This window comes from Nostoc punctiforme PCC 73102 (assembly GCF_000020025.1).
Lineage (GTDB): Bacteria > Cyanobacteriota > Cyanobacteriia > Cyanobacteriales > Nostocaceae > Nostoc > Nostoc punctiforme.
On record NC_010632.1, the window covers coordinates 50,649 to 72,890 of the forward strand.

The 22,242-nt window shown below is 41.1% G+C and carries 23 protein-coding genes and 1 pseudogene; 4 read left to right on the top strand and 20 right to left on the bottom strand.

Going from position 1 to position 22,242, the window contains the following annotated elements; genetic code table 11:
• Nucleotides 1–41: 41 nt before the first annotated feature.
• Nucleotides 42–2,933, top strand: a complete 2,892-nt coding sequence (locus NPUN_RS35515) for an NHLP bacteriocin export ABC transporter permease/ATPase subunit (RefSeq protein WP_012413213.1) — start codon at nt 42–44, stop codon at nt 2,931–2,933.
• Between the two features lie 107 nt (nt 2,934–3,040).
• On the opposite strand, the gene NPUN_RS35520 is transcribed toward NPUN_RS35515, so the two are convergent.
• The 12 genes from NPUN_RS35520 to NPUN_RS35580 form a co-directional block, all read right to left on the bottom strand.
• Nucleotides 3,041–3,601 (bottom strand): WGR domain-containing protein, encoded by a 561-nt coding sequence (locus NPUN_RS35520; protein WP_012413214.1) that lies wholly within the window; start codon nt 3,599–3,601, stop codon nt 3,041–3,043.
• A 13-nt stretch (nt 3,602–3,614) separates the two neighbouring features.
• Nucleotides 3,615–3,962, bottom strand: coding sequence for a hypothetical protein (locus NPUN_RS35525; RefSeq protein ID WP_012413215.1), 348 nt, complete (start codon nt 3,960–3,962; stop codon nt 3,615–3,617).
• A 94-nt stretch (nt 3,963–4,056) separates the two neighbouring features.
• Complete coding sequence (locus NPUN_RS35530; protein WP_012413216.1) at nt 4,057–5,679, bottom strand: AAA family ATPase; 1,623 nt, start codon at nt 5,677–5,679, stop codon at nt 4,057–4,059.
• Between the two features lie 334 nt (nt 5,680–6,013).
• Nucleotides 6,014–6,226, bottom strand: a complete 213-nt coding sequence (locus tag NPUN_RS35540; protein ID WP_012413217.1) for a DUF2997 domain-containing protein — start codon at nt 6,224–6,226, stop codon at nt 6,014–6,016.
• A 2-nt stretch (nt 6,227–6,228) separates the two neighbouring features.
• Nucleotides 6,229–6,678: a DUF1257 domain-containing protein gene (locus NPUN_RS35545; protein WP_012413218.1), complete on the bottom strand. Its 450-nt coding sequence runs from the start codon at nt 6,676–6,678 to the stop codon at nt 6,229–6,231.
• A 114-nt stretch (nt 6,679–6,792) separates the two neighbouring features.
• Nucleotides 6,793–7,866 (bottom strand): hypothetical protein, encoded by a 1,074-nt coding sequence (locus tag NPUN_RS35550; protein WP_012413219.1) that lies wholly within the window; start codon nt 7,864–7,866, stop codon nt 6,793–6,795.
• Between the two features lie 168 nt (nt 7,867–8,034).
• On the bottom strand, nt 8,035–8,304 hold the full coding sequence (locus tag NPUN_RS35555) for a hypothetical protein (protein WP_012413220.1): 270 nt from the start codon (nt 8,302–8,304) through the stop codon (nt 8,035–8,037).
• A gap of 182 nt (nt 8,305–8,486) precedes the next feature.
• The gene (locus tag NPUN_RS35560) at nt 8,487–8,858 is read right to left on the bottom strand and encodes a four helix bundle protein (protein WP_012413221.1); all 372 of its coding nucleotides are present in this window, start codon (nt 8,856–8,858) and stop codon (nt 8,487–8,489) included.
• A gap of 159 nt (nt 8,859–9,017) precedes the next feature.
• Nucleotides 9,018–9,290, bottom strand: coding sequence for a hypothetical protein (locus tag NPUN_RS35565; RefSeq protein WP_012413222.1), 273 nt, complete (start codon nt 9,288–9,290; stop codon nt 9,018–9,020).
• Nucleotides 9,291–9,389: 99 nt separating this feature from the next.
• A complete protein-coding gene (locus NPUN_RS35570) occupies nt 9,390–9,944 on the bottom strand; it encodes a hypothetical protein (RefSeq protein WP_012413223.1) in 555 nt (184 codons plus the stop codon).
• Between the two features lie 134 nt (nt 9,945–10,078).
• Nucleotides 10,079–10,972, bottom strand: a complete 894-nt coding sequence (locus NPUN_RS35575) for an RpnC/YadD family protein (RefSeq protein WP_012413224.1) — start codon at nt 10,970–10,972, stop codon at nt 10,079–10,081.
• A gap of 78 nt (nt 10,973–11,050) precedes the next feature.
• Nucleotides 11,051–11,851, bottom strand: coding sequence for a hypothetical protein (locus NPUN_RS35580; protein ID WP_012413225.1), 801 nt, complete (start codon nt 11,849–11,851; stop codon nt 11,051–11,053).
• Between the two features lie 387 nt (nt 11,852–12,238).
• Between NPUN_RS35580 and NPUN_RS35585 the strand changes: the two genes are divergently transcribed.
• On the top strand, nt 12,239–12,583 hold the full coding sequence (locus NPUN_RS35585) for a hypothetical protein (protein ID WP_012413226.1): 345 nt from the start codon (nt 12,239–12,241) through the stop codon (nt 12,581–12,583).
• A 474-nt stretch (nt 12,584–13,057) separates the two neighbouring features.
• Here NPUN_RS35585 and NPUN_RS35590 read toward each other — a convergent pair whose 3' ends face one another.
• The 5 genes from NPUN_RS35590 to infC all read right to left on the bottom strand — a co-directional run bounded on the left by NPUN_RS35590 (nt 13,058) and on the right by infC (nt 15,300).
• Complete coding sequence (locus NPUN_RS35590; RefSeq protein WP_148220495.1) at nt 13,058–13,348, bottom strand: helix-turn-helix transcriptional regulator; 291 nt, start codon at nt 13,346–13,348, stop codon at nt 13,058–13,060.
• A gap of 58 nt (nt 13,349–13,406) precedes the next feature.
• Nucleotides 13,407–13,550, bottom strand: a complete 144-nt coding sequence (locus tag NPUN_RS42395; RefSeq protein ID WP_167315724.1) for a hypothetical protein — start codon at nt 13,548–13,550, stop codon at nt 13,407–13,409.
• A 212-nt stretch (nt 13,551–13,762) separates the two neighbouring features.
• Nucleotides 13,763–14,101: a hypothetical protein gene (locus NPUN_RS43900; RefSeq protein WP_012413229.1), complete on the bottom strand. Its 339-nt coding sequence runs from the start codon at nt 14,099–14,101 to the stop codon at nt 13,763–13,765.
• Entirely contained in the window at nt 14,058–14,453 is a 396-nt protein-coding gene (locus NPUN_RS43905) for a thermonuclease family protein (RefSeq protein WP_012413230.1), read from the bottom strand. The genes NPUN_RS43900 and NPUN_RS43905 overlap by 44 nt, the downstream gene beginning before the upstream one ends.
• A 331-nt stretch (nt 14,454–14,784) precedes the next feature.
• Nucleotides 14,785–15,300, bottom strand: coding sequence for a translation initiation factor IF-3 (gene infC, locus NPUN_RS35605; RefSeq protein WP_336884963.1), 516 nt, complete (start codon nt 15,298–15,300; stop codon nt 14,785–14,787).
• A gap of 245 nt (nt 15,301–15,545) precedes the next feature.
• On the opposite strand from infC, the gene NPUN_RS35610 reads away from it, so the two are divergent.
• Nucleotides 15,546–15,734: a hypothetical protein gene (locus tag NPUN_RS35610; RefSeq protein WP_012413233.1), complete on the top strand. Its 189-nt coding sequence runs from the start codon at nt 15,546–15,548 to the stop codon at nt 15,732–15,734.
• A 20-nt stretch (nt 15,735–15,754) separates the two neighbouring features.
• Here NPUN_RS35610 and NPUN_RS38430 read toward each other — a convergent pair whose 3' ends face one another.
• On the bottom strand, nt 15,755–16,261 hold the full coding sequence (locus NPUN_RS38430) for a hypothetical protein (RefSeq protein WP_012413234.1): 507 nt from the start codon (nt 16,259–16,261) through the stop codon (nt 15,755–15,757).
• Nucleotides 16,262–16,734: 473 nt separating this feature from the next.
• Here NPUN_RS38430 and NPUN_RS35620 point away from each other — a divergent pair, with 473 nt between their 5' ends.
• Nucleotides 16,735–18,021 carry an FAD-binding domain-containing protein gene (locus NPUN_RS35620; protein ID WP_083782514.1) on the top strand — a complete coding sequence of 429 codons (1,287 nt, stop codon included), beginning with the start codon at nt 16,735–16,737 and terminating at the stop codon, nt 18,019–18,021.
• 77 nt (nt 18,022–18,098) lie between these two features.
• Here the strand turns inward: NPUN_RS35620 and NPUN_RS35625 are convergent.
• Nucleotides 18,099–21,144, bottom strand: a pseudogene (locus NPUN_RS35625) (Tn3-like element ISNpu13 family transposase).
• 121 nt (nt 21,145–21,265) lie between these two features.
• A complete protein-coding gene (locus tag NPUN_RS35630; protein WP_012407621.1) occupies nt 21,266–22,180 on the bottom strand; it encodes a tyrosine-type recombinase/integrase in 915 nt (304 codons plus the stop codon).
• Between the last annotated feature and the right edge of the window lie 62 nt (nt 22,181–22,242).

Genomic DNA, 22,242 nt, shown 5'->3' on the forward strand with positions numbered 1-22,242 from the left:
ATTACCATAAAACATTTAAAAATCTAAACCTAAAATCTAAAATGCTAATACAGGGGCAAGTTTATATAGTTAATGGCAATGAACCGATTCTACTGGATGACCCTTCACGGGTGTGGATAATTCAGTCTGGCTCTATGGCTTTGTTTGCCATTATAGTTAAAGATGGCTCTATTGAAGGGACACGCCGTTATCTGTGCAGTATTAGCCAAGGTGAAGCACTTTTCGGGACTGCTGATAAATTTGCTAATCAGTATCGTCAGATTTTGGCAGTTCCAATTGGTGAGACTGAATTACTGCAAATACATAAGGAATGTTACTGCGAGTTAATAGCCAGTGAGGATGCTAAGGCGATCGCCTGGATAGAAAATTGGTTATTACAAATTGGTGGTGTATTGTCCCAGATTACCATACCAGCAATTCATGTAAAAGCTGAGGGACAATCACGATTTTCCTTAAACAATGGTCAGACTTTTCAGCCAGAAGCAGGTGTCACCTGTTGGGTTCAACTTACTCAAGGCACTGTCCGCTTTCTGGGATTCGAGGAATTAATTTTAACCGCATCCACTACACCATTCCCTTTGACTGACAAAATGTGGCTAGAAGCAGTGGAAGGGGTGCAACTTACTACTAAGACTACTAGCGAATTCCAAAATTCAGATATCCTTCTAGCTGGGTTATCTCAACTGCATACTCAATTGCTACAATGCCTTAACCTGTTAGATGAACGAGAACTACAGGCAGAGATGATACGGTTGCGCGATCGCCAACGCCTGAATCGTCAAGTTACAGCGCAAGCTATAGGCTCTTTAGCATCAACATTAAGTTCCCAAGATGGAGACTTTTTCAATGAAGGTACTCCTTTGTTGGTTGCTGCTGGAGCCGTAGGGAGAGCTATGGGTGTAGAGGTTCGCCCCCCGTCTCGTTCTGAAAACCTCAAGCGAGTTAAGGAGCCATTAGAAGCAATTGTCCGGGCTTCACGTATCCGAATGCGGCGGGTACTATTGCGAGATAATTGGTGGGAGAAAGATTCTGGCCCCCTAGTTGCCTATACTCAGCAAGATAATCGACCAGTAGCACTGCTACCAATTAGTGCAACTCGTTATGAAATTTTTGACCCAGTTGAGCATACCCGTTTTCGAGTGGATGAGCATATAGCTGCAACACTGGCTCCTGTTGCCTATATGTTTTATCGCTCTCTACCTGATAAAGTACTGCAAGCTGTTGATATATTGCGGTTCACACTTAAAGGACGTAGCCCAGAACTGCTAGTAATTTTGTTTACAGGTATCGCCGTCACATTACTAGGGATGCTTACACCTTATGCCACATCAATTATCATAGATAACGCAATTCCTGATAGCGACAAGGGATTATTGCTACAAATAGGATTGGGACTACTTGTTGCAGCTTTGGGAACAGGTGTATTTCAGCTAACTCAGGGATTTGCTCTGCTGCGAATTGAAACGGCTGGGGATGCTTCCACTCAGGCTGGTGTCTGGGATCGGCTGCTCTGTTTACCAGTATCCTTTTTCCGACAGTACACAACCGGAGACATCTTCTCCCGCGTCTCATCTGTGAGTACGATCAGCCGACGAATCAGTGGGAGAACCCTAATTAATCTCCTTACCAGCCTGTTCGCACTGTTTTACTTAGGACAGTTATTTTATTACAACTATAAATTAGCTCTAATTGCAGTTGCATTTGCCATCGTTGCGATCGCAGTGACTACAGTCTCTGGTTTGCTATTGCTATCTAAGGTACGTCCACTTTTGGAACTGCGAGGCAGTATTTTTGGGCAGACGGTGCAACTAATTAATGGCATTTCCAAATTGCATATTGCTGGGGCAGAAGAACGTGCATTTGCAGCTTGGAGTAAAAACTATACTCGACAAATTAAGCTAGAGCTTAGTACACAAAGGGTTGAAGATGCTGTTGCGCTTTTTAATACAGTAATGCCCATATTAACGAATGGTGTGCTTTTCTGGTTTACTATTAAGCTGCTAGAAAGCCCTCAAACTTCAGGAGTTATTGAAATATCTCTTGGAACTTTCCTCGCTTTCAATACAGCTTTTAGTAACTTTACTAAGGGAACCACAGATTTGAGCAATACAGTTACTGAAATTCTGCAAGTTCTTCCCCAATGGCAACGCACCCAGCCTATTCTTTCGACTATACCAGAAGTGGATCTGTGCAAAGCTGATCCAGGCAAGCTGATTGGTAATATTTCTTTAGAACATATTACTTTCCGCTACCGTAGTGATGGCCCTCTGACGCTGGATGATGTGAGTATTTCTGCTGCTCCAGGAGAGTTTATTGCCTTAATAGGTGGTTCTGGCAGTGGTAAATCGACGATTCTACGATTGCTACTGGGATTTGAAACTCCAATTGCAGGTAGCATCTACTATGATGGTCAAGACTTATCTGGCTTAGATATAGATGCAGTCCGCCGGCAGTTGGGCGTTGTTTTACAAAATGGTCAGCTGAGTTCAGCTTCTATTTTCGAGAATATTGCAGGCGGCGCTCAGATTACTTTAGATGAAGCTTGGGAGGCGGCGCGGATGTCGGGATTCGCTGAGGATATCACCGCCATGCCAATGCAAATGCATACTGTCGTGAGTGAAGGAGGCGGTAATCTTTCTGGAGGACAACGACAACGGTTGTTAATTGCTCGCGCTCTGGCATTAAAACCCCGGATCTTGCTATTTGATGAGGCTACCAGTGCGCTCGATAACAGAACCCAGGCGATTGTTAGTGAAAGTTTAGATAACTTACAAGTTACCAGAATTGCGATCGCTCACCGACTAAGCACTATCCGCAACGCTCACCGCATTTATGTACTCCAGGCAGGTCGAGTTGTACAACAAGGGACTTTTCAAGAGTTAGCTGCTGTTGAGGGGCTATTTGCCCAGTTAATGTCTAGGCAAATGGCGTAGCTAACTGAGTTTTGTGGGAGAAAAGTTAGGCATGGAAAGTAGTTTTAATCCATCCCCTTAAAAAAAAAAGAGCATGGCTAGCTTTTTGCCAGTCACGCTCTTGAACCTTATAAATGCCGCCAGAAGTTCTTACTGATAGTCTTAAGACTGACAACTGCCGTTTCTACTGTTGCTTCAGGGGCATGACTAACAGCAACCGCAACAGCAATTGGTGCAGGTGTCGCTAACAGAGAATTGAGTAATCCCATTTGATAATCAACATCTTCTACTGAGCGATATACCCTGTATAGTTCAATTTGCATACCCAAAGGTGTTGGGACAATCTTCAGATATTGATTTAGGGCATTGATATAAGCAACTGAGAAATTTCTCTGCTCTACACAAGGACGAATAATCTCTAGTAATTCAATCGCTCTGTTGATTTCAGAAACTTCACAATTACTATCGATTTGTGACTGACTTCTTCTGTAGCCTTTCATCGTCTTTTCGGCTACCAGATTGTTGAATTTGCTAACGGCTCTTTGATGATTGCCTAATGGATGGACTTTGGTTTGAGCTTTATAACCGACTCTGCCCCACTGCACTGTTAAGTTACTATCTTCGACAATGGCCGCCCAGAACTTATTGCTGTTCTGGATAGCATCAACAAAGACTAAATAGATTTCCATGTTTCTTACCCTATCAACTCACGACTTGACGGGCATTGCCCCATCGAATTTGATGCTGTAAAGCTTCAAGTAAGGTTTCAGCTTCCAGAGTTGTTAACCCATTTAGAACAGAGCAGACATCATGCAAATCCTCGGGAATAGAATCAGGAATTACTAGCTCACATAAAGCATCTTCAAGGGCTGTAGAAACTGGATATTCAGTTGGGGTGTACTCCTGTTGCATAACAATGTATGTAGACAGAGTTACTCGTAATAACAGTTTTGTCTCTCTGTCTAACTTCTCTAAGTGTGCGCCGTAATTATCAACCAGTTGGTTAATCAAGTCTGTTTGTCCGTAGTATGTAACTAAATCTGTCGTCATTTTCTTCGGTCTATATAATTGTTAAGAAACTGCTATCAATTACTAAAAAAAAGAGTGATTGCCCCCATAGAATCAGGAGGCAATTGCTTTCTCATCAGTTCATATTCCGAAACTTAGCAGCACGCAAAGATTGAGTTTTCGCTGCAACCGCAGGACTACTAGCCCGTCGTGCAGTGGATGCCCAACTCTGCATCCGTTCCACCGCCGCAGCATCCTGAATCGCAAGCGGGGTAATGGTTTGACGACAGGTTTCGAGGTCAGCAAGTGTTACCTGCTGCGGTCTATCCTCATCGAATGCCAGCAGAGCAGCTTCAGATGCTAGCGTTTCCAATTCAGCACCGGAAAATTTCGCGGTGGAAGCTGCGATCGCTTCAAGATATTCGGATTCCAGGTGAATGCCAAAACGTTGTAGATGAATCCCCAGAATCTGTACACGCTCAGGTTCTGTGGGCAAGTCAACAAAGAAATTTTCATCGAAGCGGCCTTTCCGTTTTAGCTCACTTGGCAGTGCAGAGGGGTCATTGCAAGTTGCCACGACAAACACACCACACTGTGATTCCGACATAAACGTGAGAATATTGCCCAGAATCCTCTGTGAGACTCCACTCGTGTCACCAGTTCCCGAAAGTGCTTTTTCTATTTCATCAATCCACAGGACGCAGGGTGCGATCGCTTCGGCAGTCTTTAAAGCCCGTCTGACATTCCCCTCAGACTCACCGACCAGACTGCCCAACAGGGATGCAATGTCTAGCTGTAGGAGAGGTAAATTCAGTATAGTTGCAATGTTTTTGGCACAGTTAGATTTTCCTGTTCCGGGTGGGCCAGCCAGCAATACACCCTTTGGTTGGGGTAAGCTAAGACTTCGCGCCTCGACAGTAAACAACCGTCGCCGACGAGTCAGCCATTCGCGCAATAAGTCAAGTCCGCCAAATGGTATGCTAGCTGGTTTACCCAACTCGATACCCATTTGAGACAGTAGCCGAGTTTTGTACTCGACAGCTTTGGGAATGAAATCAGCATCAACGACGACACCATCATTAGTTAAGTTTTCTTTGACTGTTAAGCGAAGGAAATCACTAATTTCTTCTAAAGTTAAACCCAACGCTGCACGAGAAAGAGTTTCAAATTCAGCATTTTCTAGCGTAACAGTGAAAGTCAATTCTTGCTCTCTAGCAGACTGTTGTAGGTCATGCAAATAGGAAGTGATATGCTCAAGTATTTGGTCAATACTAGGTAAAGGGACTTCACAATAAGGAATCAATCTGACTAGGGATTCGTGTAATTGTATGTTCTGACCCAACAAGACAATGCGTTTATCTGTGGGTTTTAACCGATGGTAAAGGTTTTTTACCTTGCTTAAAATCTCCCAACTCAATTGGGATGAGTTCTTAGTAATAAAAGGGTGAATGTCTCCAAGAATGAAAACTCCATGACCACTAAAATTAGCAATGTAGTCGAATACAAATAGTAGTGGATCGGACTGTAGAGGTCTTTTATACTCTGCAACTGGTTTAAACACCAGTCCACCATCTGCCGCAATCAGGCATTGCTCTAAGGTTGATACTCCCAGATTCCAGAAGAACACTGGACATGAGAGCTTGCTCGATGCCTCTGTAGTTAACCACTGAATGATAGTTGCTTCATCGGGGGACAGGACATCAACTGCGGCGATCGGGATTTGTGAATCGAGCGTGGAGAGGAGATTTGAGAGTTTCATTGTTTTTCAATTTGATAAGGAACTGGAGCTAATTCATCGTGAGTAGTAACAAGTTTCACGACTACTTCATAAACTTCGGCATCGCCGTCGAAAACCTCTGCTGTATCGTTGTTCTCTTGGTAGGCGATGCCGAAGGCGGTAAACTACGCTGTTACTATGGCATTCAACAGCACACACAAACCTTCAGTATTCGGCTTGATGATCACGGAAAAAGCGTGTTTTCTGTTGTCCGTAAATGTGAACAAGTGGGTATTCTTTTGGTGGGTAGATAAAATCTCTTGGGAGAACCACGACAATAAAGCAATTGGCAATAGTTGCAGTTCTCCTTTTCTTATTACTGTCTGAGTCTGGTTTGGTAAGTTGAAGTTGTACGAAGCTGTTGGGTTTGGGCTTCGTCCTTAAACGTGCGATCGCTCTCGCTGACAACTCCAAGTGCTTCTTCAAATGGTTGCGTAGCCGATAAACAAGTCAAACCCTTGAATCCCTCCGCCTCCACTCGAACTTCACCTGTAGCATTGTCAAAATGAATCAGTATTGAGCGTTCCATAATTATCTCCGTGCAAATTGTTTAACTTCTTGGTGTCCAGCAAAGGTTAGGCGTAGGGTTTGCACAGTTCCTTTAGTTGATTCAGCAATCGCACATTCACCAAACCTTTCTTGCAACTCGGCAGCTTTAGCGCGAACCATTCGTTGTCCATAAGCCAGCATTAGTTTCTTGCTAAAAAAGTCTTGTCCCAATTTCGGAACTGTTTCATAACTGTCGTGTATTACGTCGTACACGCCGCTTGACTGATTCCACTTGAAACCGATGTCTGCACGGGCTTTTATGGTACGACCAGATACAATGATTTCAGCACTTTGCCCCTGAGAGCCACCGTAGTATCCTTTTAGTGGCTGTGCTGTTTGGTGTACTTGCGGATTCAGTTTCAAATCTTGTAAAGCTTGTACCAGACATTCCCGGTTGGTGAGCTTGGTTTTAACGGTTGAGAAGTGTGACATGAGAATTTTGTTCCTATAGTGGTAGAACTGCGGTATTCTTTGTGAGGTGTATATGCATTTTTCGTTTAAGGTATTTAGTCTTGAGCGAATGCACCCTCGCCCAAGACTATTTTTTTACCTGAATTTAAACGACATCACAGTAGCCTTCGATAAGCCCACGTCCTCAGTCGCAAGTGATTGTAGATTGCGTTGTTCATCTAACAACTTGATGCGGATCTCTTGCATTTTTTGCTGCAATTGACTGCGCGTATCAGAACCCAGATTCTTAGACTCAATCGCTGGATCGTTAACGATAGAATCCAAATGCGTCATCATCGCCTCTAAACTACTGCCAGCCTCTGAGTCAGCATTTGCTAGTAGTACCTGAACCTTCATCAAATGGCGTTCCATCTTTTTCTTGAACTGAACAGGTTTGCGCCCTGGCTCCCAATCAGCCAACTCTTCAAGCAACTGCGCTGCCAGTTGTTCACCACCTGCTAGGGCTGATTCCCTTAGTCGCTGCTCCAGATTTTGGTCATACTGTTGAATGAACTTGGTAATCTGGTCTAAACACTCGGCTTGCTGCTGATTGAGTTGTTCAGAGAGGGCAGGGATAATCACCGGACGACCAATAACAACTTGCAAATAGTCTTCAAGATCGGTCAGAGTTGGGAATGCTCTTAACAAGTTGGCTTTAACTGACTCTTGCTTATCCTGTGCTAACTCCCAAGTATTAAGTGAGAGGAACTGGTCAATCCGCTCTTGATAATCAACAAGTCCTGCTTCGTAATCAGCTTTTAATTGATTGCGTAAACCAGGGGCAATATTATCTCTGATATTGATTAACTGATTCCAAACGAGTGGAGCTAAATCAATTGGACAAACCCAATCGCCAGTATCAGCAGACATCCACTCTTGAACTGAAGCAATCTCTTGCCTCAATTGGGCAGCAGCTTCATCCAATTTCTTAAATACCTTGATACCCCGCAAACCAACTTCGGAATTAGTAACTTTAACAAGGTCTGATTCAATTTCAGAAACTTCAGCTTGTAGTACATCTGCCCATTTAGGAGCAGCCGATTTTGTACTTTTTTTTAACTGAATACGGAAGCGAATACGGGTTTTATTTAATTGTGAGAAATTGTGGCGCTCGACTACTGCATCAGTTAGGAAATTTGTAGCGATAGTGTTGTCGATTGCTTGTACCATGATTATTTACCTCAATCATTATTTTTCACTTTCGATTAAGCGAAGCTTTCTTTGTGGTGATTTCTCAAGAGAGCGAATGTCTGTAGTAGCCCTATAGATTACTTTTGTAGAGCTATTTTGTAGTCGAACAGGTCTTTTAATAACTGGTGGTTTATGTATGGACATGGCTTAAAATAGCTGAAGTTGCTGTGAATTATCCTGTACTGAGGGTTTTTTATAAACCATACCTTCGACTTCATAGCAACGAGTCATAAGTTTGTTTCGGTTTAGTCGAAAACTGGCTTGTTTCCTTTGATTAGGTAGAGGTGAAAACAGGAATTGTGGATGTTGAATAGTCCCTGCATCACCCAGATATCGACAAAGCGTACCGTTGATTTGGTAAACTTTTGATGAGCTTAACAGTGTCGCATCGTACACTTTAATCAAATTTGTTTCCATCTGACTAGTATTGAAGTGGAGTGTGCAATAATTTGTTGTTGAATCGATTTTTCTCTACAGCCATGCTAGTTAAGCTTGGCTGTAGAGTTTTTCACGCATCATGCAGCAACTTTTTCTTTGTTGGGTTTAGACAATCTAGAACCGCAGCAAGCAATTCGCAATTCGCAATTCGCAATTCGCAATTAATTTAGCTTATTGATTTTGTCCTTGATTTTTCGAGTAGATGCAACTAGAATCTTTCCAACTTCCCTAGTTTCTTGAAGTAAGGTTTCAAACTTATTCTTTTCAACTAGTTCGGACTCTATTAGTATCTCTAGCCAATATTCTGTTTCTCTCTCCTCTTTAAGTGCAATTTCTAATTTACTAAGAAAATCTTTATCAGATTGGGCAGATTGGGCTTCTCGAACATTTGCACCTATAGAAGTAGCACTTCGGAGTAGCTGTTTTGATAATGTTCGACAAACTCCAGGTTTTTCATCCAAGAAGGTACAAGCTTTAACTATTCTTATTGCCAAAGCTTTCGTTCTATCAGCAATACTAAACTGTTGATTCATACATTTAGCTCCAAATTGCGAATTGCGAATTGCGAATTGCGAATTGTTTTGTACGTTGTCCAACATTAAACTTTGGAATTCCGTAGCCTCGTGGAAGTGTGATTGTTGGTTGCATTTTTCTTCCCTTCGCGTTAATTATTGATTGAAAGTGCTATTCGATTACAGATAGAAATGCTCAAAAATCTGATTGAGTTTTTCTTTTAATTCATCAGTCAGAGCATTAAAATCAAACTCGTCTGATTCCCAAACTTCATCAATACTGGTAGACTCATCAATAATGTTTGCAATCAAACAAGATTCATTGTCATAGTTCCAGCCATTTGCTAAAAGCCACGGCAGAATTCCCTCAGATTGCAATAGTTTCTCAATATCGAATGAGTCAGAAAACTGCTGTAAATTTTCGATACTAGGGTGAACGATGGTTGTAGTCATTTATTGTGATTGCTAGTAGTGAATACACAGCGCAGCAAGCTGTAGACAAAGCTTGAGCAACATCTAATTACAGTTGCCCAAGCCCTATTTCCGATTTCGTTAAAACGCTATCTCATTCGCAGCTTTTGTTACAGCGATTGCTTGTTTACTGATTTCTCGCCAATCGCTTTGCTCGTTGTAGGATGCCATTACTAACTCACTATTTACCCACACACGACAGAACAGCACACTTTCGTCAGTCGTTCCTGGCTGTGGCTGTAGCGTAATTGGAGAATACAACTGTTCTGGGGTCAAAGTTGCGATCGCTGCAAGTATGCACTTTGAGAAATGGGTATCGTAGCCTGATTCTAAGATATATGTCCGGTCTGCTTGAACAGTAATTAACAACTTGCAAGATTCTTTTTTACGCCGTTCTGTATTCTCGAACCGCAGTTCTTTAAGATACCCTGTTAAAGCAGTTTGGGGAATATCACTCGGTTCACCGTTTAATGTGTACCACAGCCCTCCATGCTGACGATTACAGTAGATTCTGCAATTGCCAGCTTCCGAGTGTAATCCCAATTTCGGCTTATTGATTGCTGCAACCAACTGCTTGAGTAGCTCCTCTTGACGCATCAGGACAGCAAGTAATTCGGCATTTTCTTGAGGGGACATTGTTCAATACCAATACATTTCACTTTCGCATTGGCGAAGCCATTGCCTACAGATGTATCTATCAAGTGTAGAGCCAATAAAACAGCGCTCCTGTTGATACAAAAGCGCTTTATAAAACAGTTATTTGATTAAGATTATCCGTGTGAATTAAATCTGACCAACAACTCTTCACGGGATAACTGAAGGCATAGCGGAGTAAATTCTTCTGGTGTTAACTGCAATAAACTATCGACTACTCTCGCTAATTCTTCATCCACAGAACCAAACCGGAATCTCAACAAGTTTTCTACAACTTGACGGCGTTCTTGTTGCACTCCTTGCTGTTTAGTAGTTTCTTCCCACTGCTGATAAGCTTGCGACAAATTCATAATTAATTCCTGCTCATCTTCCGTTAAAGTTTCTTGCTGTTGAACTATAATGACCCGCAAATTAGTAATCAGTTTGAGAGTATTCTGTCTTAATTGGTTGCTTTCGGGTAGTGCCAGCAATTCATCAATGGCAGTACGTTGCGTTTCGCCTCTACCCAAAATTCTCAGCCATAATGTTTCTTCTGTTACTGGTAGCTCGTTAACCGCTACTATTGCTGCCCTAAAACATTTCTGGAAAAAGTAAACTCCCCTGCTCCACTTTTCTAAATCTAGTTTAACCTCTAAATCCTCCAACAGAGAGGCGGAAGTACTGGGCGATATAATCCACAAACGAGCTAAACTATCTTCTGGTAAGCTGGTTTTCTCTCGCTTGGCTTTGCGTTGTGAGTCTGCAATCACGGTGAACAGTTTCAGAAAACAGTTGCGTACCTCTGACCTAGTGGGTTGATTGCGAAATGGTTCCAAGAGTGCCGTATTTAGTACAGCGATTCTACCTAATAATCCAAGATTTTGAGCTTGGGCAGTTGGTGTGCTTGTAAACAAAACGTCAACAAATCTGGCTTCATCAGTGACTTGTTTGTTAACTTCTACTCTACCTAAAGGAGACAACAACTCCTCTAATAATTCCTTAGAAAACTGATCGTAAGGCTTGCTAGTCATGTTTTAAAGACAAACTGTATTTTATTTTACAAGGATTGGTTATGGTTGCATGGTGGGTTTTAATACCCACCATTTCAGTTACGCTGCTACTAACTCCCGACAAACTTGCGGCAGTTCAATCGGAGCAGTTGTCCTGGATAGAACCTCTACAGCCTCTTTCACACTCCAGTACCGTACTCCATCGCCACAGCGCCAATAGTAAGTCTTGGGGTCGTTTTCCCATAACTCATCAGCGTTTCTAACCTTGAAGAGTATGCCCAAAAACTCACCATCTAGATAGACGTTGTGAGCCGTCTGGAGGTCAGTGCGTCCTACATAAGTTAGTCGATAGCCGTCCACTGGTTTGCACAAGTCTTCTGCGCGAGTACCGCGATACCCACAGTTACCGCACCCATGCCCACCACAATCTGGACAGATGGCAGCAGGCATATTCCACTTCGGCAGGGTGAAATCCCATTCAGCAAGTGGGGTTAATAGTTGAGGCTTCTGCGAAGTGTAGCAACCAGCGTGACCGATTACTTTATCGGGATAGTATTGGACGCTCAACGATAACCAGTCACAATCACCCAACAAGCCAATTTTCTCAGCAGCTTGTTTCAATTCCCTTTCTTCTTTGTGATTGCACTTTACTGGAGCAGAAAGACTCGCTTTTACCTCTGCAACAGCGCGTTTGAAAGATTGTTTGTGGTAACGAGCATAGCCGTGGATCATTTTTACCCAAACCGTGGTGTCATCTTCACTAATCCAAATAGTCACTACATCTTCGGGCTTGCAGTTTTTGGAGTAGTCCGACTGATTGACGATGGTTGCAATGATTTGGCGATCCTGTGTGGTTAGCGGATCTTTTGTTAGCGTAGGGGCTGAAAGTTGTGTCATCATTAGAAATACCTCTTAAATGGGTAAAAGGGCGATCGCGAGTTTTCCAGACGCAGCGATCACCTTATTTTCATTGGTCAGTTTGTTGTGCTTGCACAACACTCTCAATCTAGATTTGGCGAAGCCTTATAGAACCCATTTGGGAATCAGGTTTCTGCGATGCGATCTGCTTTGCAGCAACGCTAGGCTAACGCCTCGCTTCGCTAACGTGATCGCTTTGGTCCCCTACTCATCTCTACTCAATCTTCCAATCAGGCATATAACCAGAAGTAACTTGGCTATACATTTGCAAGACCGATGCAGAAATACGTCCTGAGAGTTTTGCGATCGCCCATAGCGCTCTTGTAAAATCATTTTCAATTGTTGAGAATTCGCAAGAGAAAAAAGTTTATGGCAGATAAGTCCGGTCAAGACCCCTCGGAAATCACAATGGCAACGGTTGATGAAGAACGAAAAGGCGCAACTTTCAGAGGTACGGTCATCCTTGGGATAGATCCTGATGCTGGGGAAGTCGTTTTCTTTAGAGACTTTTTAATTGAAGATTATAAAGGCGAACTTACCGCAAATCTTGCAACAGATGGCGATATAACGAAAAGCATTGATTTAGGCGAACTCGATCATAAAAGCCCCAGTTTTAGGCTGCCAATTCCGTTGGGAACGGATACATTACCCTACAATACAGTCGTGTTGAGCGACAAAAAAAGCAAGAAAAAAATCCTGACGATCAATCTATAAAATTTGTAACTTAGCTCCTAGTTCAGCCAAATTCGATTGCCCTCCTGTATATATCTCAAATGGGTTCTACAAAAGTGTTCAATGGTAAAGCGTATCAACTGATGGTCAAAACACCAGACAGTAAAAAGCTGTAGAGAAGATATTGGATTTATCGTGCCCTCTGTACAGCCACAGCCATGTCGAAACAATTGAAAAGGCGATTACATACTGAGGAGTAATAATCGCCTTAATTCTAAAAAGATTGAAGTTTTTACAACCAGTTTTTAGACGTGGTAGGTCATCGGAATCATCTCGCGGTGGCTTGGCCATTACAAGTTTTAGGCTGCGGCTACTTATCCCGCCGGCTATTGGTTTCTAATAGTTTTGTTGCTAATTCAATTTGATTGGTTTGAGTTTTGAGCGCTTCTTCCTTTCTCTGAGAGGCATCGCGCTCAATTCCTCTCTTGTATATATAATTTGCAACACGGTGTTGTATTATGTCAATAGAGTTTTGCATATTTCTTGTAAACTTTCAGGATTGATTACTAACGCTGGAAATAACTTCCAAATAGGTACATTAAGCGCATTACAAATAGCAAACGCATCTTCTTTGGAAATTGATTCTGGTCTATTTCCAGGGTTTGCCCATTCAAGGTTTTGGATAAAAGTATTGCTGCGACCAGCTTGAATCGCTAATTTATCTCGGCTAGTTTTACCCCGTAGTTTTCTCAATCGCTGTGCTGTTTCTTCATCCCAAGTAAAACGAGATACATAGGACAGTTTCACAAAGCAGACCTCCTCTGTCATTTAGCTCTCCTCTAATTTACAACACCAACTTGTGTTTTTAGAGTTTTTTGATTACACTGAAATAGTGATAACGCAAAAGCGATCGCCAGCCAGGAAGCAACGCGATCGCTTTGCAAAACTCATTTACAAAAAGTAAGCCAATTACAATGCTGACACACTTTTGGCGTGTTTCAGAAATCAACCAAATGCCTCAGTCTGGGCAGATAGGCAAATACGCGATACCCAAGGGCTATGTTAATGCCACCCAGATGGCTAAAGCTAACCGTAAACTTTTGTCAGACTAAATAATACGATAGCTTCATTCTTCCCTTAACACTCTTTTTAGTTATTTCAGCTTACAATTTGTCCGACTTCTGCTTCCAAAGATTGTTCAAAATCTTCTTAAAATCACATCTACCGTTCACATCCAATGCCATCACCATCTCGGTCAAACCCATGAGGATCGGGTGACAGCACTTTAAACCTTCTTTGGGTGATGTCTCGGCAATCTAAGTCTGGTGAATTCTTTGGAATGCAAAAATCTGGGTAAGAGGGATCGCAGTTATTCTGTTGCTGCGGTTGGATCGGTTGTGAAGTTGTCTTTTGGGTAGCTCTGTGGCGGAAGTCCCAAGGCATTACAGGATTGGCCTGACTCCAAAATGCTAAACGCTGTTGTTTAGCGATATTTTCACCCTGCAACAAACTATCTTTAGATTGTGGACAGCCTTTGAGATACTGACGATAAACTTTCATATTGTCCCTCTTGCACCATCTTGAGATTGACACTGCGATTCTCGACAAACACCTCTGCAACCAAGCGCTTATATTTGTCAGTTTCAATAGCACGTAGGGTAATTCCTTGTCCCACTGGCAGCAATTGTTTAAGTCTTGCAGATGATTGTTGACCCCAAGGATTCTGTTTCATTTCTGGTGCATCAATGCAAGCAAGGCGGACTGTTACAGTTTTGTTACCAGTTCTCACCCGTATGGTGTCACCGTCACCTACGCTTACAACTGTAGCGGTAAGATTGTTGGCAAATACGGGTAACGCCGTTTGAGCTAGAAGCAAAGCCGCAACACCAATCAAGCGAAATTTAAAAACCATTTGTACTAAAAATCACTCTTAACTTCTTCTTTTAGGATTCCCAATTTCAGCCAAGCGATCGCTTGTGATAAAGCAGTACACTGGTACTATGCCAAAAGTTCCAGAGTGCGATAACTGTCTCCTCTATTCACATAACCCCCACCTCGTCTGTGTCGTTCACCCTGATGGGGTAGAGGGTGAGAGCTGCTTGGACTTTCGACTTGACCCCAACGCCAAAGCATTGGTAATTAGAACTAACACTTGAACTCTTTAATTTAATTAACGCCGACGCTTCACAAGGATGAATAGAGCGATCGCACTTCGAGAGTTAAGATATCTCTTAAAAAGTAATTTAGGCAGGAATGATTAAAGCGATTAGTGAACGCTTATCAAGTGATTGAACTTTTCCTACAGAGTTGAGATCACTTACAACCCGGTCTAGTAGTTCTCCAGCTTGGTCACGATATTGATGTTCTCGACCTCGTAAACGAACGGCAAACTTCACCGAATCACCTTTACTCAACCACCCAACTGCTTGTTCAATACGTAACTTATAATCAGCTACACCTATATTCAAACCAAACCGAACTTCTTTTACTACTGGTCTAGCACTTTGTGCCTGACGCTTTTTCTTTTGATACTGAAGCTTGCCATAATTCAGAATCTTTGCAACTGGAGCCTCTTTTCCTTCAGACACTAACACTAGGTCTAACTCTAGGCTTTCGGCTAGCTGTAATGCTTCATTGGTATCGGTTAAACCACGATTATTATTCTCATGGTCAATCAAGAAAACTTGGGGTGACTTGATTTGCGAGTTTATTAATTGTTTTGGAATTGCGATAACGTTTGACTCCCAGATATTACAAATCTATAAAGTATTAGTCATGCCGACTGTTGACAGCCTTGTTGTCTAAATCTATCGTCACCTAATCTTTTGCTTCTCTCTATTTACAAAACCTGCATGGCATGGAGCGCTTCTATTGAGAATCTCATACATACTTTGGCTTTGACTGATTATATAATCACTTTTAACAGGAAATTGTGTGAAGCTGTAAGAGAATGAAGAATTAAACTTTCTTCTACTAATCAGTGTTAACTTACATAATTGTAAATATGCCTTCAATTTTCTACAACCGTACCGATAGCCAGCAGCCACAAAGCATTACCATTCAAGGTTATATTATCCGTCCCGGATTACACATTCTCACTTACGAGCAACTCAAGTTGCTACGGGAGCAAACACAGCACCATTCTCAGCTTGAACATTTAGTCAGCCAAGGCGTGATCAAGTTGACTGGTTAATAGTCGCCAGCACGAAAATCCTAACTCGCTACATCTAATTCCATTGTTGCTGGCTGTTGTTGCTCCTTGACAGCACCCAGTTCCTCAATAAAAGCGTCAATTGCCTTGGCTGCTGACTGCTTACCTGTTTTCAATTTAGAAAGGATATTTTCGCGTATTGCTGAATAATCTGGTAAGACTTGCTGCTCAACAGAGATAGCCTCTTGCTTTGGTAGGGCAACTCCACCATCACGCTTTTCTATTAAGTCCTTTATCTGAGCGATCGCATCTGCCATCTCTTGCTTAATCACCTGTTTTATGTCTTCCCCATCAGGTGTAAACACAGCTAAAGCATTTACTTCCTGTTTAACTATTTCCTTAATCTCATCACCATTAGATAACGCTAGCCCAGGTTGTGTCTGACCCAGGATTCCCTGGAGCAATCTTGTTGCTGTATGATTCAATGACTCATTTTCAGAAATCTGCATTGCCGATAAAGCTTTGACTTCTGTATCAGTTAGCGCAATTGAAATTGTTACCTTAGCCATACTTTTAAAGCTTGTAAATATTAATCTTGTACATAGCTAGTTCTGGGTTATACCGTTTGCATACAGTTTCTTTGACAGTATTTTTATTGCTTACCACGAATCCTGTATAAATAACTTATCAATGACCCAATTATTAAACTTTGCCCTGTGAGCAACTTTTACCCTCGATTTTTTAATTTAGCTTCAAATTAGTCAAGTTGCCACTCATTCAATTCTAACGCACACTTACCTGATATCCATCTTAAAAATGAGGGCACATCTGCCCTGATGTAAACTTTTGACTTTTAAATATTGCCCTACATCCGCTACCCTTGCAGTTTTATAACTAGAACTTACTTGTTCGGTTCGTTGCACTGTGTAAAGTCAGCGCAGTCAGGATAGTTTACATCTGCTATAAATACTCAACTTCGACAGCAAAATCACCTGTTAATACAAATGTATTATAGTAGTGGTAAATTAAACTATGCACCTTTATGCACCTTCTATGGTTTCGTCGAGATTTGCGTTTAACTGATAACGAAATTGTCACCTCTTCATCTGGTAACGATGCAAGAGTTTTGCCATTCTTCATTATTGACCCTTGGTTTTATACCTGGGCTGATGTCGGGACTGCTAGAGTCCGGTTCTTGTTTGAGTCTTTGGAAAAACTCAACTCAAATCTGCAAAAGTTAAGTAGTCGGCTGTACTTATTTGAAGGTAATTCTACAGGCATCGTGCAAGAGTTGACTAGACAGTTAACCGAGCGAGGATATAAACCCAAGCTTTTCTTTAACCGTGATGTACAGGTAGAGTATGGTATCAACCGGGATAAAACTATAGTTGATTTTTACAAACAGTTAAATCTTGATTATCACATTGGACTAAACAACTTTCTGCAATCAGCAGAGCAACGTGACGAGTGGGTTAACGAATACTACACCTATCAAAGACAATCCCAGTATAAAACACCAGCAATTATTAATACGCCTCAAATCACACTCAATCTACCACAGCTAACATTTGAAGAACTTAAACAGAAATACCATCGCTTTTGGGCAGTAGAAAAAGTTTATTTCCCAGGGGGTGAAACACAAGCACAAGCTCAACTGGACTCATTTCTCAAAAAAAGATATTACGGATACCATTGGAAGCTTTCTCGCCCAATGCTCTCACAGCTTGGGGCAACATCTCATTTATCACCACACCTGACTTTTGGGACTATTTCAACTCGCACTGTTTACCAAAGCACTAAAGCCTTAGCAGAACAATTAAAAACTCAACCCAAGGCAGAATTCTCCCTCAAAGCATTTCGAGACCGTTTGCGCTGGCATGATAGTTTTACACAGCGACTCTATTTTCATCCAGAAATTGCTTACACTAATCGTTACAGGGAGTTTGACAAATTATATACCCCAGAAACATTGTCAGGAGCAAAACAAGAATTGTACCAAGCTTGGCAACAAGGAATGACAGGCTTTCCCTTAGTTGATGCCAGTATGCGGCAACTTCAAACAATGGGCTGGATGAATTTTCGCATGAGGGCAATGTGCGCCACTTTTTTAACTATCAATTGTGGGGTTTCATGGCATCACGGAGCTAAACACTACATGAACTATTTGGTCGATGGAGATTTAGCAATTGATAATTGGCAATGGCAAATGCAAGCTGGTGTAACTAATCCACTTAGTGATACTTTTCGGATCTATAATCCATCAAAAAATATTGCCGAAAAAGACCCACTAGGGGTAAATATAGCGAAGCTGTCACCAGGGGCAAGATAGGCTGAAAGTACTGCGGTGGATGACTTTCAGACTATAAGATTAAGAGACATACGAACAAAGCGTATTTTTAGACACATTTACCCCGTCTCAATTGGCAACCTGACATTAAGATCCAAACGAAAAGTACCATAGGGATTAACGTGACCCCAAATTAAAGGCGAAAGCGCCCGCAAATCCTCCAACTTCATCAACTTCATCCATTGTGGTTGGGACAAAACCTCCTGAATCATCAACGTATTTATATATACCAAAGATATCTGGAGTAAATGCAGAGATAACACAGCTAATTCTTGGTCAGACAAACGATTAGTAGCAATCTCCCCACCCTTGCCGTAAAAAATAAAACTGTTAGCACTATTCCAGTTCTCCACCACGTTGAGTCCAGCATTTATCTCTTGTCGCAGTTCAACCGAATGCAGGTATTTACATAAAAATATAGTTTTTACAGCCTTGCCCAATTCCGCCAAGGCTTGATAAGTAGGGTGTAATAAATTACCCCTAGTAAAACGCTTTAAGATGGCTTCAGTTTCTGCCATACCCAAACGCAAAGCAGTAGCATACTTCACCATTTGGTCGTATTGTTGGCGAATTAAATCCCAATTAATAGCGCGAGTTAAAATAGGTTGCAAGTTTGGATAAGCATCATTATTTCCAGTTGAAGGACGGTATAATTTCTGAACATTGATACGTTTAAGACGCGGCATTAACTGAAAACCCAGTAAATGACAGAAAGCAAAAGCCACTTCATTTTGACCGTGACTATCCACATAATTTGTCTCCACTTTCATCTCAGTACAGTGGCGTAATAATCCTTCAATCATGGCTGCCACTTCAGAAGAAGAACAAGTTTTTAACTGTGAATAAATACAAACAGAATTCTTCTCAACGTGCCAATAAATCATCACACCTCTTCCACCATAACGGATGTGCCACTCAGTCATTAAGTTTTGATCCCAAGCACCAAACTTTTTCGAGTCAGAAGCACAGGCGGTTGTACCCTCTCCCCAAATAGTAGAAATTCTGGCAGTAAAAATTGCATTTGCAATACAGGCAATAGCATTACGTAATTGTTCTTTCTGAATAAAATGACGCTTAACATGGAGTAAATCTTGATAATTGTCGCCTTTAATCTCATCACTTAAACGCTTTAATCCAGTATTCGTTCCTAAACCATATAAACAAAGTAGCAAGCGTTTTTGTAAAGTATATTCGCCTAAAACCTCTCGTGTTGATACACTCTGAAAGTGTTGGCTAAACTTAACTCGCAAATCAGTCTCTTTCAGAATATCTAAGAGGCTAGTCATGCGCCAACGCCTAGTAATTTCAGTTTTCAACCTAGTCAAATTAGTCGGTTCATTTTGAGGATTCAGAGGAGAAACACAAATTCGACTTTTGCCTGTCGTTTTAAGTGTGACTAAACTATTTTTAGGTATTCCTTTATCCAGTAAAGTTAATGATTGCTCCAAAGATTGCTGTAAATTAGCAATAAAGACTTCTACATCGGATGGTTGTTTCAAAGCTTGGAAATATTCTAATCTTTGCGCCTCAAAATCAGCAGGTAAATCTTCTTCAGGGTTTCTGTAACGATTAGCTCCTACAACCCATATTTCCTTGCATCTCAGCTTTTCTCTCAATGCTTGCAGCACGCTCAACTCATAATTAATGCGATTAACTTTGATTTCATCGTCTGCTCCCGTCTCTAATATAATTTCTTGCCAACCACTACGTAATACCCCCTCAATGGGTATATCTTCTCCAGCATCATAATAACGCTGTTTACTATCAGCATACTTTTTTAGTAAAGATATCGCTTGAATAACTGGACGATGAACTTCATTATTTGAACGAAATTCGAGCTTGTTTAAAATTAACGGTAAAATTCGCCGATAATATCCACCATAAGAAGAGCGCATCACCGTATAAACTTTCTCACGGTAAGCATTCCCTGTAGATTTATACTCTTTCACTAAATTCTTGAGAGTCACTTCACTTACTACAGGAAAAATCACATCCTTGACTGTGCCATCAGGTGTTTTCAAGGAAGCTTCTGCCATTTGGTATAGTAGATTATTCTTCCCATGAACCCGTTTAAAATCCTGAATAAGCTCTTTATCTACACGTTTTTCCTGCATTCACACCTATGCGATGGACAATCTGAATGAGTAACTCTACTAAATTATCTATAACTTCTTGACTTCTGAGCCAACAAAAAGCTGTAAATAGTGTGTAGCGAATATGTTCTGGGTGACGGCGTAAGTCACGAGGATGTTCAACAATTACCCGACTTTTATAGACTTGGAGAACTTTGGTAGAGATGTTTTTAAATAAGTCTGTTGGTAATTCTAATTGCTCAAAAATCTCTAATTTAGCAACTTCCTTTTGAAAACTTTCTACACCAATTCTCCCTGGGTCTGTTTTTAATTCAGCCCATGTTAATCTAGTCACTTCAGTGTTTATTTCTGAGTTATTCGTGTCATCTAACTGTTGAGATAATTGGATATCTCCTGGATTATTCAGTTGTTTATCATGATTTGTTTGTGTGGTATCATCTAATTCCTGATCGGAAGCTTTCTCTTTCAAAAAATCATTTATCCACTTTTTAGATTGGTTAGATAGTTGGGAAGTTATGTCCCGAAAAAATTTAGATTCAAAATTTCTGATAGCAGAGCGAATGATACGTTCTAATCTGGAATCTGTCGGTGGTTCAAGTTTTAAATTCCGTAGTCTCGCTACTGCTGCAAGTTTTAGCTGTTCAAATTTTAACTCATAAATTAGTGCTTGTTCTGCTAACCAATTAGTTAACTCAAAAGCATCACTAACTTTGGTTTCTTGAAATCCAAAGAATTCTCTAATTTGAGCGCGATGATATTTTATGGAGCGTCCTTGCCAATCGTAGTAAGAGTACTTTTGGGGGGAAATATCTAAAAGTTTGGCAACATAATCAACAACATTTTGGGAGATTTCTTGATTATTCTCAGGAAATCTGGCATAAATCTCAAAAAACTTGAGCAATATAGCAAAACCTAACCGATTTTCGTCGTTTTTCTGATTCAGTAGTGCTAATTCAAGAGGGAGTAGCGTCCAATACTCTACTAATTCTTCTGGCTGCCAGGTTTTTTTCATTAAGTCTCACTCTTCAACCAAACAGTATTCTATCTTCTTTGGGGTAACAATCTTTAACTGAGATAAAATGCTGTTTCTCGATGAAAAACATACTGGAACTGAGTGATTCTATATAATTGCCCTAAAGGTCAGCTTTTTGGTCGGAATTAATCAGTATATTCAAGGCATGACGTGCAGCTGATTCTGATTTCTGTGAGGTGACTTTAGCGTAACGTAAAGTTGTTTGAATGCTTTCATGTCCCATTAATGAGCATAATTCCTCAATACTGATTAACCCCACTCGTTCTGTAGCAAATGTATGTCGTAAATCGTGAATGCGAACTCCTTGAAGGTGTGGATACTTATTGGTTGTCTCCCGCCAATAATCATGCAATGTATGGTAGCTGATTCTACTTACTTTTCGGGTAACTGGATGTTGTGCTGTAAACAAGGCATTCGTATTTTGATGCCGTGAGTATTTCAAGTATTTAGCAAGCATTGAGGCTGCGTCATCACTGTAAAAACACCAGCGTTGTTTGTTGCCTTTACCTAATACTTGAAATTTCTGGTTCTTGATATCTACAGAATCTATGTTTAGGGCTAAAAGCTCTCCTATTCTGCATCCTGTGCGATGCAGTAAATGAACTATCGTACTTAGACGTAAGTCATCTTTTACGGCAGAATATAGTATATTTAGTTGTGATTGTGTTAGATATCTTATTGTCTCGTCGCTTTTATGTTCGCCTTTCTCTCTTTCAGGTAGACGTTGTTTTAGTCCCCGGATAGGGTTGGATTTTATATACCCTTGTTCTACTGCAAAGTTAAGCAAACTTTGTAATATTGCTTGATGCTTGTGGTGTGTTGTGTATTTTAAATGACTGAGATTATTTAGATACTCAACTAATGTTTGCTTACTGATAATTTCTATTGACCAACTTCCATACTTTTGCAGTAAAAGTCCGAGGGTCAGTTCATAGGTTTCTCTAGTACTTGGTGCTAGACCAGGACGCTCTAGAAATTCGGTCGTGACAGTGGCTAAAGTTACAGCCGATTTCACGGTTGTTTCTGTATTCTCTCGCTTGGTTTTTTATTGATAAATTATATATCTTTTTATGAGTT